Source organism: Clostridium sp. AM33-3, assembly GCF_003480315.1.
In the GTDB taxonomy this organism is placed as follows: Bacteria; Bacillota; Clostridia; order Lachnospirales; family Lachnospiraceae; genus Brotaphodocola.
On record NZ_QUIV01000003.1, the window covers coordinates 128593 to 144122 of the forward strand.

The following is a 15530-nucleotide window of genomic DNA, read 5'->3' on the forward strand; positions in this document are numbered from 1 at the left end:
GTATAGTTGTATCTATGTGGAATCCCGATTTCTTCTTTTTACTTGAAAAAATCGGGAATCACTTTCGTTATTTCATCGGGCTGCGGGCGCTCCAGAAAGCCCCGTCCCTCCTGCACGATCATTTCCCGTGCAATGCCTTTGTTCACCCGGCCGATAACCTGTGCCGGAATATGATTTTCTGCCAGTATGCGGACAAGCTGCCCGCCGTTGTCTGCTGTGAGGAGCACACACCCCAGGCTGTAAAGCCGGTAAGGATTTAACTCCAGCCGCTCGCAGACCTCCACGGTCTCCTGCCGCATGGGAATTTGACGCAGATAAAATTCTACGCCGGTCTCATAAGCTCCGGTCAGATTCCAGATTGCGGTTAAAATGCCGCCCTCACCTGCCGGTTCCCATTCTGCCGCACCGCAGGAGTGCCAAAACTCCGGACTTACCGGGCAAAGCGGCGCAGCGTCTGCAATTTCTTCCATATATTCATCGGAAAACCAGCGGGACAGCTCTTCCTTTGCTGCCTCCGCCAGCTTTATTGTACCAGCGAGTCCCGCATAGCCTGCCACAACCAGATCCTGTCCGGCCTGCAGAAGGCCCGTGTTCTCGCGCTCAATCTTTCGCATCATATCAATTCAAACCTTTCACAGCGGATTCCTGCACCCGCAGACACATCTGACCGCTTCTGCTGCCGTACTTGTTCAAAAACATGAGTTCTTTTACTGCTCCCCAGGACCCTCTGCCTCAGGAGCCGGCGCTGCGCCCGGTCCGCCGGAAGAGTTCTCTGACGGCTGGCTTACCGCTCCCGGTCCTACCACCTGGCTCTGGGACGGCTGCGGTGCCGCAGTCTCTGCAGGTGCCGCCTGTTCCGGTGTAGTTTCTGACGGCTGCGCCGGATTTTCTACTGCTGCCGGGACCTCCGGAGCGGCTGGTCCCACCAGAACAATGGCTTTTGATGGGTTGTATGTGTCGGTGTGCAGAATCGTGCGTTCTTTTTCTACACCATCTACCGTTACCACCTTCCACAGTCTGGATTTGTAACCGATATGCGCGGACTGGACCTTTTTCGTCTGCCCAGGCATTAAAGAATGATCTACCTTTTGCTGCGGTGCACCCGGATCTGTCTTGCTCAGGGTCTCGGAAATATACTCTACCTTGCGGTTCGCCGGTCTGGTTTCCTTGCCATAAATGGTAAAGGTCAGCGTCTTGCCTGCTGTAGTTCCCTCAATATAGATCGGGGTACTGTAATTATTGGTAATCTTGATATCTTTATAAGTACCGGCAATGGCCGCATCCATAGACGGCTTTACATACGTAACGATCATGGAATGGTTCTGCCGCTGGGTAATCTCCAGCTCTGCAGCCAGAGAAGCATCGTACAGCGTTGTGGCAATCTGGCACACACCGCCGCCTACACTGTCCACGACCTGACCGTTTTCATAAGCCGCTGCCGTAAAGTACCCATTCTCAATGGTAAACGGATGCATGCACTCGTAACCGGATAAGGTCTCCCCCGGCATCAGCACATGGCCGTTGATCTTGGACACGCCGTTTGCAATGTTGCCGGAACGGGATGCCCCGCTGCTGGCATAAGCCGTGGTGCAGGTCCCCAGCACATCGGAAATGGATTCCAGATCTGCTTTTTTGATGTTCGGCTCCTGCTCCGTCACAACGGCTTCCACGCTGACTGCATCGGTTTCTTTTCCCAATTCCTCATTCAGCTTTTCTATGGTGGCCTTTACATCCACCGCCATGCCGCTCTGCTCCGGTGTGATCTCGAATTTTCCATTCACACGGGTGATAACAGCATCCTGAGGCTCACCCGGGAGACCGGAACAGTGCTCATTCACAAAGTTCTGAACCGCCGTTTCATCTACACCTGCATCCAGCGAAATGTGCACCGGCTCCTTTTCCAGATCTTTGCGCTCCATGTACTGCCGGATCAGACAGCCGCCTGCGGCGTACTCCTCTGCTTCCTGCAGCGCATCTTCATTTTTGCAGGCGTAGCCCAGATCCTTTGCGGTAGTCTCCAGCCCGTTTCCTGCCACATCCAGCGTCACGCTGCGCTCTTCCAGACTGGAAAGATAATCGGCAAACTCTGTCTCTGCCTGCTCCTTTGTCAGTCCGCCAAGCGCAAATTCACCTGCGTAAATGCCTTCCGGAAAGGTCTTCTCTTTCGCGTAGGCCGGAAATGTAAACACACTTCCAAGTATTGCTGCAAAGGCCAGACCTCCCAGCACACTGCTCTTTTTCATAATCTTCTCCCTCTGTCTGCATTCTGCTGTAATGCTGCGTTCGTGCGCTTTGGCCGGTGTTCCGGTCACTTTACATCATAACAGATAATGCCATCGGTGCTACCATAGCCAGGATCAGGATTACAATTACAACACCCATGATCACACGGGCTTTTTTATTGTTATGCATGTTCATCATAATAAAATTCACCTCTTCTTAAATTCTAAAAATATTGCCCGCCGTTTATTTCTGCGGGCAGATTTCTGTTTTTTGTTATACTGAATTACCGGATTCTTCCGTACCGGGATATGATCTGATCGGTGATACGGGAGATCTCATTCCTGCTCAGGTAGTCAATCTGCACAGGTAAATCTATTTTATGATATTTTAGTAAATACCGCAAGTCCTCTTTTTGCTTTTTGGAGGCCGGCTGTTCCCGTTTTACCTTGTAGATCAGCGGCTTTGCGGCAAAGATTTCCGGAGCCTTTGCTCCGTGCTTTTCCAGCAGTTTCTGATAGAGCCGATGGGCATCCAACGCATCTCCCAACGCCCTGTGGGCACTCTCCTGAGTCAGCCCGTAAAAGGCACAGGCCGCGCCAAGACGCTTACTCTCCTCCGCAGGCATAAAACGGCGACAGATCGTCAGGGTATCAATACCATTTTTTTCAAATGACAGTCCCTGATTTACAGCAGCCCGTTTGACAAAACTATAATCAAAAATAATGCGATGGCCAAGCAGCGGAAGTTCTCCACAGAAAGCAAGAAATTCTTCAAGAATATCCACAATATCGGGGGCATCTTTCAACATATCCCAGGCAATGCCTGTCAGTTCCGTAATCCGCTCCTCCAGTTCCCTGTGTGGATTCAGCATGGTGTGAAACCGGCCGGTTTCCTGCCCGGTTTCCACGCGCACCGCTCCAATCTCAATGATTTTGTCCTGCTTCGGATTTAAGCCGGTAGTTTCCAGATCCAGGGCAATATAGCTGTTTATCATACATCTGTCCTCCCCAGCACCGTCACCTTCGCGTTATGGTTCAGCTGGTCTTTCTCCCGGTAATCAAACAGCAGAACCTCTCCGGACCGCAGGACTTCTGCGTGCACCTGGGTTCCCAGGGTCCGCAGTTCCGGAACCATATGGCGGATTTCTTCTTTATAAGGAGCCTGCGCCAAAGCAAAAGACGGCCGGCTCTTCGCATTTTCGCGCAGATACAGATCACACATCAGCGCATCCTCAAACATGCTCATCCGCTCCGGCTCCGCCCTCCTGCTGATCAGGTCGTGAAAGATCTCATAACGCGCCAGGCGGCTGTGGTTCAGACCAGTCAGATGCTGTTCATCATAATACCCGGCCATATACTCGTACATGGCAAATGCTCCGTCAAACTCCTGTTCAAATAGCTTTAATGTCCGCATAAACTGACGGCTGTTGTAATACACCTCCACCATATCCTCCACGCCCTTTAAGCGAAGCACATCACTGTATGGAAGCCACTTTGTGGACAACACCTCATAGGGTGCCTTTCCCCGGTACTGCAGATCATAATCCGGCACCTTCTCATGCATATAGGAGCCTTTGAGAACCTTCAGAAATCCCAGCTGAAACTGCTCCGGCTCCATGGAATAGACATCGTTGAAGGATCGGCCAAATGAGTCATAATCCTCAAAGGGCAGACCCGCGATCAGATCCAGATGCTGATGCACATTTTTTCCGGCATTGATCCGCTCTACCACATAGCGCAGCCGGTCCAGATCCATCTTGCGCCGGATTGCCTTAATCGTATCCGGATTGGTACTCTGCACGCCAATCTCCAGCTGGATCAGCCCCGGCCGCATCCGGCTGATCAGGTCCAGCTCTTCCTCATCCAGAAGATCTGCCGTAATCTCAAAATGGAAGTTGGTGACACCGTTGTCATGCTCCAGAATATGCTTCCAGATTGCCATGGCATGACTCTTTTTCGCATTAAACGTACGGTCCACAAACTTAACCTGCGGCACCTTCTTTTCCAGGAAAAAGTCCAGTTCCGGAAGCACCAGCTTCAGATCCCGGAAACGGACAGACTTATCAATGGAGGAGAGACAGTAGCTGCAGGAAAACGGACATCCGCGGCTGCTTTCATAATAAACAATGCGGTTTTCAAATCCTTTTAAACTCGGATACAGAAACGGAATCCGGCTCATGTCCATGACCGGGCGGACAGGCTGGTCGCAGAGTTTCCCATCCGCACCGTGATAGGTCAGGCCTGCCACCTGAGACATGCGGTACCAGAATTCCGCAGTGCATGCTTCATCCGGCGCTTCTGCTGCGGCATCCTTACCGCATGCAGAACCTGTCGGAGCACTTCTCCGCCCTAAACGCTGCATCTGCCGCACTGTGCATCCCAGCGTCCGGTAACAATCCAGAAGCCCTGCGAACATTTCCTCGCCTTCGCCCTTCATGACACCGAATACCTCCGGTTCCCGGGCGAGAAGCTCCGGCGCATCATAGGAAACCTCCGGACCGCCCAGCCAAATATCTGCCTCTGGCAGCACCTTGTGGATGTCCCGTACCAGATCCAGCACATAGGCAATGTTCCAGATATAGCAGGAAATTCCTACTATATCCGGCTTTCTCCGGTAAATATCTTCTAAAATCAGTTCCATCTGGTTATTGATGGTGTACTCTGCAATCTCTACAAAGGGTGCGCAAGGGAGACCATCCTCTCGCGGATCCTGGTCTCCCTGCACTGCTTCTGCCGCGCCCTGAGACTCGGCAAACATTTTTAAACTGTACACTCCCGGATTGGAGTGAATGTATTTGGCGTTGATCGCCGTCAGTAAAAACTTCATCTTATACGTCAATCTCTATCTTTCTTCCGGTCTGGTCGTACTGGTAATACCGCACGCCTGCCGCATTCAGCATGCGCTTGGATGCCCGCACGGACGGAGAATCCGGATATTTATCTTCCTTATAGATGATGGTCTTGATTCCAGCCTGAATGATAGCCTTTGCACACTCATTGCACGGGAAAAGAGTCACGTAAATCTTGCTGCCCTCCAAGCTTCCTCCCCGGTAATTTAAGATGGCGTTCAGCTCACTGTGGGTCACATACAGATATTTGGTGCTGTACGGATCGTCTGCTTCCTGCTCACGTCCCCACGGGAACTCATCATCGGAGCAACCCTTCGGGAACCCATTATATCCCATAGACATAATCTTGTTATCCTGACTGACAATGCAGGCTCCCACCTGGGTATTGGGGTCTTTGGAACGACGTCCGGACAGATCCGCCACACCCATAAAATATTCGTCCCAGGAAATATAATCCACACGTTTCTTGGAATTGCTCATCGTACGCTTCCTCCCGTTTCTTTCTCATTATCACAGTGCCCTGCTCCTGTCATCGCATCAGGGAATATCTCTTTTTCGCTTGTTCTATTCTCTGTCATCTCATACGTTCAGTATATGATAGCCTGCCGCTTTCGTCAGACGGTTCATGATAGCCTGCCCCAGATGATCCTTGGAAAAGCTTTCCGAATAAATGCAGTCCACATTCAGATCATCAAACTCCCTTAACACGGCGAACAGATTGTGGGCAATGGTCTCCTCCTTCGCGCGCAGTCCCACGCTGCGGACTTCACCCTGCGGATAACGCACTCTTGTCTCATCCGTGCATATCACACCAACCATTTTGCCTTCTGCAAGCTTCTCTTTTACCAGATTATTGATGACCTCCACTACTCTGTCCGTCTCACCCTCTACCAGCTGCAGGTCCGCATGAGGTGCATAGTGGCGGTACTTCATGCCCGGTGCCTTCGGCCGCAGGTCTGCGCTCGGCGGTGCCTGAATAGCCGGATCGATCTCTACTCTGCCTACAGTCTCCCGCAGCATCTCCATGGTGATGGCCCCCGGACGAAGCAGCGTCGGAACATCGCCGGAGACATCCACAATGGTGGATTCCACGCCGATTCCCACCGGACCGCCATCCAGGATCATCTCAATCTTGCCTTCCATATCCTGCCATACGTGCTGTGCCGTAGTCGGACTCGGTCTTCCGGAGGTATTGGCACTCGGTGCTGCCACCGGAACTCCCGCCAGCTTGATGAGCCGGTTTGCTACCGGGTCACTCGGCATGCGGACTGCCACCGTATCCAGGCCACCCGTGGTTCCATAAGGCACAATGTCACTCTTCGGAAATACCATGGTGAGCGGCCCCGGCCAGTATGCCTCTGCCAGCTTTCTTCCTGCTTCCGGAATGTAAGCCACCAGCGGTTTTAATTCCTCCAGGCAGGAAATATGCGCAATCAGCGGATTGTCTGACGGACGTCCCTTCGCCGCATAGATTTTCTTTGCCGCAGCCTCATCTAAGGCATTGGCTCCAAGCCCGTATACGGTCTCCGTTGGGAATGCAACCAGTCCGCCATCCCGCAGAATCTGCGCGGCCTCTGCCAGCTCCTCATTTTTGATCTGTTTTGTATCTTCTATTTTTATCAGTTTTGTATTCATGTTTCTACCTTCTTTGCAGCTGCGCTTATATCGGTATGTTCATTACCGTTCATGCATGCACAAATTGTAACGGATTCTGCCTTATCATAGCACAAGACGCCCCTTGGTGCAAGGCACACCGCGGGGCGTCAGAAAGGATTCTGCTATGCATTTATTTGATTGCTGTTCTTCACAGCCTTATGGTTTCCCACGCTGTGGATCAGAACGCTGACACGCTTGTAAACCAGAGATGTTACTACCGACACTACAACACCTTTCACCAGGTTAAACGGTCCCACGCAGAAGAATGCGAAGGTCCATACGCTTCCAACTGCCGGATTGATGGCTGCGCCTGCTGCCAGGATAGTCTCCATCGGCATAAAATTGGAGTAGAACGGAAGCATAACCAGTGCATTGGCTACCACTCCGACTACAGCCATCAGAACTGTTCCAGCCACAAGGCCGGTCATGGCTCCCTTGCGGGTGTGGGAAATCTTATAGATCAGCCCTGCCGGAATGACCATGGCACAGGAAATGACCAGGTTCGCAAACTCACCCACAAAACCGGTGCTGGTCGGCTTTAATACCAGCTTGACCAGAATCTTTACTACCTCCATAATGGCGCCTGCCACCGGTCCCATGGCAAATGTTCCGATCAGCACCGGAACCTCGCTGACATCCAGCCCGTAAAAGCTCGGTGCCAGGAACGGAAGTGGGAACTCAAAAAGCATCAGCACGCCGGCAAGGGCACCAAACATTCCCATTAATACCACATTTTTCGTTGTAAGCAGTTTTTCTTTCATATCTTTTTCCTCCTGAAATAGATTGGTTAAGTTCATTATTCAGAGGAATCGTGTGAAACGCAAAAACCCCCGGATATCGCTATCCGGGGGAATCAGATCATTCATGCTGCTTTTACAAACCATAAGTTAAAAGCCTTCACACAATCTCTTCTCTCATCCAGACTATACTGTCGGTTTTGGAATCTCACCAAATCAGCTGCTTTACGCAGGTCGCGGACTGTAACCGCCGGTGGGGAATCTCACCCCGCCCCGAAGAACTTATCGTGCCTTAACTATAGTACAGTTTTCCATAAAAATCAAGAGGATTTCTTCTGATTCAGAAACTCCATAATTCCCACATGGATCGTCCAGGCCAGCCGGTCCTGGTACTCTCCGGAATTCAGATTTGCAGCCTCTTTCCAGTTCGACAAAAAACCGCATTCCACAATCACGATCGGCTGCTTTACATGCAGAAGAAGGTAATAGCTTCCGTTCGGCTTTGCCAGGCGGGTATTCTTCTCGCCCAAAACATAATCAAAGCGCCTCTGCAGAATCTCTGCAAGGCGCTTTCCTCTTTCGGATGTTTTGTAATAAAAAACCTGTCCACCGGATACAGACTCCTGGTGGTAGCTGTTTTGATGAATGCTCACCACCAGATCTGGCTCTGCCTCCGCAATTTTTCCGCACCGGTTCTTCATATCTGCCATTTTTTTGCTGCTGTCTGTTTCTTCGTAAAGCCCACGGTCATCCTCCCTGGTCATGACCACCGTTACATCCGAAGCCTCCAGATAGGTTTTCAGGCGACGTGCGATCTGCAGATTGATCTCCTTTTCCAGACTTCCGTCCACGCCGATCTTTCCAGGATCATTTCCACCATGACCACTGTCCAGCACCACAACCGGACGACGCGCCCCTACTGCCACTGCCTGGCCGGACACCATCAGTCCTGCCTGCCGTGACACCAGAAATACCGCTATCAAAAGCATAACTGCCATCATAAATTCCGGCATTCTCCGGCGCTGCTCCTCCCGGCTTTCATTCTTTTCCGGCTGTTCGCTCCCGATCCATCCATCTTTGCTCACCTTACCCGCTCCATTTTCACTTTTCCTGTAAAATATATGATTCAGAGCCGTGAAAAAAACATAGTCTTTCCTTCATCGGGAAATATCAGCCAGCAAGGTCTAGTTAACCTCCAGACGATTATAATCTCTCTTACCATCTTCCAGAATATACCGGAAATATTCACCCTGCTGCGTTGCCATACCATCTTCCTGCCAGAGCTCATATGCTGGATCATTCCGCACAGGCTCCTGCACCTGATACGCCGTTCCTTGATAATAATGGAATTTCAGCAACGAATACAGCTGTGCCATCTGTTCACGTTCGCTGTCCGTAAGTTCCGGCACCTCATTCAGGGACGCAATTGCCTGATTATAAAAAACACGTCTCAGAAACGGGGTCTGGAACTGTTTGAAATTCAGGAGATCTTCTTCTGTGCACTGGTTCTTCTTCGCCCAGGCCTCTACATCCAGCGATTGAGTCCGGTACAGAAAGCTTCGATCATCCCGGTAAGTCAGGATGGCATACTTGCAGGACGGTGTTGCCAGTGAAGCCGTCACCATCTCCCAGATTCCCCGATTATCCTCCGAGCGTTTGCAGTGCTGCACATGCAGATGTCCGCTCAGAAACAATGGTACATCCCAGGTTTCCAGAAGATCTATAAACTGCTCGCTATGCTCAATCGTGCATTCATCCACATAGATTTCGCTCTCATCCAGCAGATTGTGATGGGCAACAGGGATAATTTCCACCCCCGCATCCCAGGCAGCTTCCAGCTGCTGTTCCACCCACTCATAGGTTGCCTCAGAGATAGCTCCGCCCACCTTGTTTACCGGACTATACTGGCAGCTGTCAATCATCAGAAGCCAGGTATTTTCATCCAGTTCATACAGATAGCTTAAACTGTTTGGATCCTCACTCGCCGCTTCATCATAGCCAAACGCCCGGTAAATCTGACGGAATTCCGCCGGAGTCGTATATTCTGCAGGAAGCCGTTCTTCTCCCTTATAGCGTGCTGCCTGATGATTGTTGATATCGTGATTGCCGGGAATCACCAGTACCGGAATTCCATGATTCTCCACCCGGTGGAGTTTTTCTGCCAGATCTTTATGGCTGGATTTCTCCCCATTGAGCGTCAGATCCCCGCTTAACACCAGAGCATCCGGATGCTGCTTTACTACTTCATCCAGAAACGCATCCGTAATCTGATCAATGTAAGTGACTATCTTACCATCCCCATACTCCACCATCTCCTGAAAGCGAGGTCCGCCATCGGTCAGTGAATCTGAAAAATAATGGATATCAGTCGCCAGCATGATATTTTCTATCCATTCTGCATCCGTACTGCTGTCAGTTGTTTGCTCTTCCTCAGTCTCTGTACTGCTATCCGCTGTTTTGTCTTCCTCAGTCTCTGTACTGACCGCTTCCTGCTGCGTCTCCGATTCCGTCTGGCTTTCCTGTGAAATTGCCGTAGCATCTGCCGGATCACTCTTCTGATGTCCGCAGCCAACGAGCACCACCGCTGCTGCCAAAACAGGCAGAATGGCAGAAAGCGTCTGCCTTCTGCCATCAAAATCCTTTTTCATATTCCTCACCCTTTCCAAACCATCCCGCCATCGATCATCACGGAAGCTTCACGGTATCCCAGATTTCTGCCGATTCCATCCCAAGCCGCCAGCAGGCCACACCCGCCAGACCGTTGTCCCGGATCAGCTGCATTTTCAATGCCAGAGATCGTTCCTCTTCCATCCAGATTTCGTAGTTTACGCCATCTTTCTCCAATTCTCCGTAATACTGGCCAAGATCGTCCTGCCAGTACAGCTCTACCTGGTTCGTCTCCACCCACGCTTTGGCACCGGATATGCCTACTGCCTGAGAACTGGTTCCGGAAGCATCTTCTTTCCAGATTCGTGTGTAAAACGGAATTGCGCTGATGATTTTTTCCTTCGGAACCTGCTTTAACAAATCGGCGATTCCCTGCCGCTCGTAACCAATGGAAGCAACCGAACCGGCTTCTCCACCAGCATAATGTTCATCGTAGCCCATCATCACCACATAATCGGCAACACGGCCCTGCTCTGCCCAGTTATAAAATGCAGAGTATGACGCCGGCACATAGGAATCGATAGAAAGAACAAGCCCTTCCTTCCGGCAATCCACGGATAATTCCCGGATAAACTGCACATAATGCGGACCGGCTGATGCTTTGATTCCTTCTATATCCAGATTAATACCGTCGACTCCATAGGTCTTTGCATCCTGCATCAGGGAAGTGATCAGTTTTTTTCTGGCTGCCGTGCTGGCAAACAGGATTTCCGACTGCACCTCGTCTCCCTTATTGAAATTATCCAGCACGGCCCATACCTGAACACCCATGGCATGTGCCTGATCCACATAATTCCGGTCTGCCAGAGATTCGTAGTTACCGTTATTATCCGTCAGCATAAACCAGGTAGGCGCAATAACATTTACTCCCTTGGTATTGTCCATAAGAGTTTTCATCGCCTGATTGGCAGAAAGATTGGTTACCTGATGCCATACCAGAACCACCGGCTCATCCATGGAAATACTGGTATATTCCGGTTCTGCAAACGTGCTGACCAGTGTCCGCTGCTCCATTTCCTTCAGACGGCGGTTCGGAAGATAACCTACCTGTCCATCCTCTGTACGCACCCGGCTCCAGTTTTCCAGCTGTTCCAGAACGATCACTTCTGAATCAGCCGGCACCTCTGTAATGACTGCACTTTTCACACCGCCCCGCACCCGGAGGGCACTGTTCTTCTTCACATCTGCCAGCTGCTGCGGATCCCATGAGGTATCTACAAACACACGCCGCACACTGTCCGTGTCAAATGTTTCGATCCGCACATTCGTGTACGCAGTCACCAGACTGGTGAGCAGCCATACCGTCCCATCCTGCTGCTCCAGCAGCGGCTTTCCGCTGTTTCCCACAGTTTCCGCATTCGCGTATACAATCTGATCTGGCAGTGTATAGATCAGCTGGCTGTTTTCTTCATCCCAGTAAAATTTCTCATTCACCGCCTTATTTACCCAGTCAAGCGGCAGATAGGTCTGTCCGTCTATATAACGTCCCTGAACTCCTTCTACCCGTTCACTGTTAAAAAAGACAGCCGTCTCATCCCCGCTGGCCTGATACCATTCCTTCTGATCCACATGCTCTTTTGACGGTTTGTACTTGCGGTATAAGATAAATCCTGCTGCCGCTCCCACGACAAGCATGATCGTCAATATCACTGTCAGTACTGTTGCCAGAAATCTTTTCATCCGCCGTATCTCCTTACCGGTATTCTTATCTCACATCTGAGTCATATTATACCACAGATCCGATACGGCTTCTCTTAAATTTTCCTGATCTTTCTCTTTACCCGGGCTGAATCGGGGATTCTCTTTTCTGATCAGAAATTTTCGCTGTTACTGGTGATACACGATATCAAAATGGATTTCTTTTAACCGTTTGGCTTTCATATAATCTTCCTCTTCTTCATTCACCTCCCCTTTAGCCGTATTTTCCTGTGGAATGTCCTCCAGAATATAGTCGCCCATATAAAAGCTTCCATCCTCGCGAACCTCAAACAGTTTTCCCCACGTTTCTTCACAGGCATCTTTTCCATCGATCAACACACGAATTCCCCGTTTCTGATACCGCTTTAAACCTTCCACATAAATCTGGCTGCCTTTGTTGTTTTCATACACTCCCGATACATTTGTTAACATATGGCCCCCTATTGCTGACAGCTCCGCCGCTTAGAAGGTATTGTCGTGACACATTATTCCCACTAAATACTGCTGCCGCAAAGCTGTCCGCTTTCTTCGTTTTTGCTTTGTAAATTCTTACTGTACAGTAACCGTTTTGCTGATCCGCTCCGTTATTTTGCAAACAGCAGCGTCTCAAAACATAGAATTTCCTCCTGTGTAATGCGGAATGCATCTACTGAAGCCGGAATTCTTTGAAGCCGGCAGCGAAACATCGATTCTATCTCCTTTCTGGTATCTTCTCCGCCCGCAACGACGGCCATTCTCCAGCTCTTATCTCTTCGCTCTGTCTGCTCCAAAATTTCCAGAAATGCTTCCACTTTCCACTCGCTCAGAGAGCCCACCAGAATTTTCCTGTCACAGTGTGCACATTCGTACAGGTTTTTCTCCGTTGCTTCTCCATAATCCATGATGATGTAATGATAATCACGGCTCAGGCAATGGGACAGTACGGCCGGATCCGCCATTTTGTAATAATCCACTTCCATAATGCGAAACCTGTCGCTTTTATTTCGACTCCGCTCCGTCTTCTTCTGTCCCGCTGCCTCTCTCCTGCCATTTTTTCCGGCAAACCGCTCCAATATCTGAAAATCATCATGACTGTTCCATTCCAGCAATGCTGTCTTCTTACGTTTTACGCCTGTCAGATAATTTGCCAGCGCAACTGCCAGATGGCTGGTCCCTACACCACGCCCGCAGCCCATCACACCAATTGTCCGGATTCCGGTTCCCGGCAGCGTTACCAGAACCGTTTTATTCTTTCCAAAAACAAACTTCGTACGATTCCTCCCTTCTGCCCAAACCATTGATTCCAGATGGCCCGGTACACTCGGTCTGATGCCCGGCTGCCCCAAAACGGATCCGCAAAATACGGCATCCGTAGTCCGCCTGCATACCGCTGCTTCTGATAAAAAGACAGTCTGGCACAAAACTGATTATAAATCACAGTCAGTCCCTGTACCGATCTGCCAAGCTGCACTGCCGTCTCGGAGTCTTCCCACTCCCATGGTTTGCCTCCGCACACAAGCAGATAGCCGTCTGCATCCACCTGCTGCACCAGATCCAAATCCGCTCCGCAGTCCAGGATCCTTATCTGATATCCGGCAGGCATTAATTTCACAGCCTCACCATAACGCGGAAGCATAGGGATATTCCGGATATGAAATATCCCATATATATCTGCCTGACTTTTTCTGCTTTCTGCCAGCTGACGCACCGCACCAGATTCATTGAGTTCTTCATAAACTACTGACATCCCGCACTTTTGTAAATATGCGGTCAGTCCCATAGCAATGTGGGTCGTTCCCACGCCATGACGACTTCCCGCTACGGTAATCACCAGAGACTCTTCCATCCTCCTCGCACCATACCGGTATGCTGTGCAGTCCGATTGGTCCCAAAGTTTTTGTAGTTCCTGCTCCAGGTCCAGAGCTGACTGATACCGTCTGCTCTTTTCTGTATGCAGGCATTTACGGATCACGCGCATCAGGCGGCGTTCGGTCACACCTGATAATTTCACCTGTTCCGGCCGGATCATTTCTCCAGGGAAATGTCCAGTCAGCATGTAATAGAGGACAGCACCAATGGCATAGATATCTGTTCTTCCATCTAAAACATCTCCCGAATACTGCTCCGGCGCCGCACAGCCAATAGTCCCGTAACGTTCTTCCATGCGCTCCACTTCGTCCGCATAAACTGCATGATCAAAATCGATCAACTTGATTGTGTTGTTATAAAGTAAAAGATTTTTGGGTTGTAAATCAAGATATAAAACAGGGGTAGGCATTGTTGAATGCATGATATGTACCAGATGGCAAATCTGAATCCCATAATGGATCGTCATCACCGATGAACAATGCCCTGACTCTGAAACCAGGGCATATAAAGAATCTCCTTCGAGATACTCTTCAATCAGGTAGCTGTACTGATCATCTTCCGCCAGGTCATATACGATTGGAATGCCCTGGTCGCGAATCCCCTTCAGTATCAGCGCTTCTTTTCTAAACAGTTCATAATCGACAAAGGTCTTTGGCACCCGCTTGATGGCACGATATTCGTCCAGTTCCATATGTTTTGCCAAAAATACGGTACCGCTCCTGCCGCAGCCCAGTACCCGGCACAACCGGTACTTTCCGAATAAAATGGTGTCCGCTTTTTACACCTCCTTCTCATCTCTCGTCTCTGTGATTTCATTTTAATTCGAATAACGAAATATGGCAAGACAATCAACCATCAAGGTTCGACAAAATTCGCCAGACCGTTTTTTGTCCTCTTTTCTTAACATTTCCTAAAATTTTCACATAGGAATTGATATTCCCCCGTATCATATACTATAATTAAAGTAGGAAATTAGATTCTTTTTTCTGTTTCCCTATATTTCAGATTGAAAGGAGTGATCTTATGAAGATTGAACGAATCAATGAAAACCAGATCCGATGCACACTGACCAGTCTTGACCTCAGTTCCCGTAACTTAAATCTGGGTGAGCTTGCTTATGGAAGTGAGAAGGCTCGCGGCCTGTTTCGTGAAATGATTCAAAAGGCCTCCAATGAAGTTGGCTTTGATGCTGAAGATATCCCCCTGATGGTGGAAGCCATTCCACTGTCCGGTGAAAGCGTGATGCTTGTCATCACCAAGATAGAGGATCCTGAGGAGCTGGACACCCGCTTTTCCAAATTCTCCCCTCTTTCCGAGGATGGGGCAGAAAATCTCTGGGGTGGTCTTGCAAATGAACTGTTAGAGGGGGCAGACGGGCTCATGGAACTATTTAAGCAGAACATGCTGGCAGCCAATGCACCGGCTGTTCCAGACGCTTCCGACACTGCCGCACTGCAGACCCCCAAGACTTCCACTGACGGAGATTCTGCAGACGGTGTTTCCGCTATCCAGACCCGTGTTTATCGCTTCAGCAGCCTGGACCAGGTTTCCGATGCCGCAAATGCTGTACAGACTCTGGGCACTGTCCAGAGCAAGCTCTATAAAAAGCCGGGAACCAGCCAGTATTATCTGGTTCTTTCCAGCCAGTCTGCAGATCCGGTCGCTTTCAGCCGTGTCTGCAACCTGCTTGCAGAATATGGTGAAAAAATCAGAATTGATGTCGCAGGCGAAGCCCACTATCAGGAGCACTATGAAGTCATCATTGGAGCAGACGCATTGCAGAAACTGGCACTGATCTGATTTCGGACCATTCTGTGAAACGAATGTGTTGCAGTAACGATTTAAAAATCGCT

General features: G+C 50.1%; 14 protein-coding genes and 1 riboswitch. Of the genes, 1 reads left to right on the plus strand and 13 read right to left on the minus strand.

All coding sequences use genetic code 11. The annotated features are described in order from the left end of the window. Positions 1-38 precede the first annotated feature (38 nt). The 13 genes from DW819_RS02960 to DW819_RS03020 form a co-directional block, all read right to left on the minus strand. Complete coding sequence (locus DW819_RS02960) at positions 39-617, minus strand: AIR synthase-related protein (RefSeq protein WP_243025522.1); 579 nt, start codon at positions 615-617, stop codon at positions 39-41. 90 nt (positions 618-707) lie between these two features. Then, on the minus strand, positions 708-2243 hold the full coding sequence (locus tag DW819_RS02965) for a VanW family protein (RefSeq protein ID WP_118731995.1): 1536 nt from the start codon (positions 2241-2243) through the stop codon (positions 708-710). Between the two features lie 263 nt (positions 2244-2506). Continuing rightward, positions 2507-3217 carry a 3'-5' exonuclease gene (locus DW819_RS02970; protein ID WP_118731996.1) on the minus strand — a complete coding sequence of 237 codons (711 nt, stop codon included), beginning with the start codon at positions 3215-3217 and terminating at the stop codon, positions 2507-2509. After that, complete coding sequence (locus DW819_RS02975; RefSeq protein ID WP_118731997.1) at positions 3214-5049, minus strand: DUF4080 domain-containing protein; 1836 nt, start codon at positions 5047-5049, stop codon at positions 3214-3216. Before DW819_RS02975 ends, DW819_RS02970 begins: the two co-directional genes overlap by 4 nt. Before the next feature lies 1 nt (position 5050). Beyond that, positions 5051-5551 carry a dCMP deaminase family protein gene (locus tag DW819_RS02980; protein ID WP_118731998.1) on the minus strand — a complete coding sequence of 167 codons (501 nt, stop codon included), beginning with the start codon at positions 5549-5551 and terminating at the stop codon, positions 5051-5053. Positions 5552-5650: 99 nt separating this feature from the next. Continuing rightward, positions 5651-6706, minus strand: coding sequence for an L-threonylcarbamoyladenylate synthase (locus tag DW819_RS02985; RefSeq protein WP_118731999.1), 1056 nt, complete (start codon positions 6704-6706; stop codon positions 5651-5653). A gap of 143 nt (positions 6707-6849) precedes the next feature. Then, the gene (locus DW819_RS02990) at positions 6850-7488 is read right to left on the minus strand and encodes an ECF transporter S component (protein ID WP_118732000.1); all 639 of its coding nucleotides are present in this window, start codon (positions 7486-7488) and stop codon (positions 6850-6852) included. A gap of 141 nt (positions 7489-7629) precedes the next feature. Continuing rightward, a riboswitch (FMN riboswitch) is annotated at positions 7630-7749 on the minus strand. A gap of 35 nt (positions 7750-7784) precedes the next feature. Beyond that, the gene (locus tag DW819_RS02995; protein WP_347560152.1) at positions 7785-8549 is read right to left on the minus strand and encodes an N-acetylmuramoyl-L-alanine amidase; all 765 of its coding nucleotides are present in this window, start codon (positions 8547-8549) and stop codon (positions 7785-7787) included. 99 nt (positions 8550-8648) lie between these two features. Beyond that, positions 8649-10112: a metallophosphoesterase gene (locus tag DW819_RS03000; RefSeq protein ID WP_118732001.1), complete on the minus strand. Its 1464-nt coding sequence runs from the start codon at positions 10110-10112 to the stop codon at positions 8649-8651. Between the two features lie 37 nt (positions 10113-10149). Next, entirely contained in the window at positions 10150-11811 is a 1662-nt protein-coding gene (locus DW819_RS03005) for a glycosyl hydrolase family 18 protein (RefSeq protein WP_118732002.1), read from the minus strand. 147 nt (positions 11812-11958) lie between these two features. Then, the gene (locus tag DW819_RS15895) at positions 11959-12261 is read right to left on the minus strand and encodes a hypothetical protein (RefSeq protein ID WP_243025524.1); all 303 of its coding nucleotides are present in this window, start codon (positions 12259-12261) and stop codon (positions 11959-11961) included. Between the two features lie 152 nt (positions 12262-12413). Then, complete coding sequence (locus DW819_RS03015; RefSeq protein ID WP_118732003.1) at positions 12414-13106, minus strand: hypothetical protein; 693 nt, start codon at positions 13104-13106, stop codon at positions 12414-12416. Further along, positions 13040-14422, minus strand: coding sequence for a serine/threonine-protein kinase (locus tag DW819_RS03020; RefSeq protein ID WP_182432549.1), 1383 nt, complete (start codon positions 14420-14422; stop codon positions 13040-13042). Before DW819_RS03020 ends, DW819_RS03015 begins: the two co-directional genes overlap by 67 nt. A gap of 278 nt (positions 14423-14700) precedes the next feature. Between DW819_RS03020 and DW819_RS03025 the strand changes: the two genes are divergently transcribed. After that, a complete protein-coding gene (locus DW819_RS03025; RefSeq protein ID WP_118732005.1) occupies positions 14701-15477 on the plus strand; it encodes an adaptor protein MecA in 777 nt (258 codons plus the stop codon). The last annotated feature ends 53 nt before the right edge of the window (positions 15478-15530 follow it).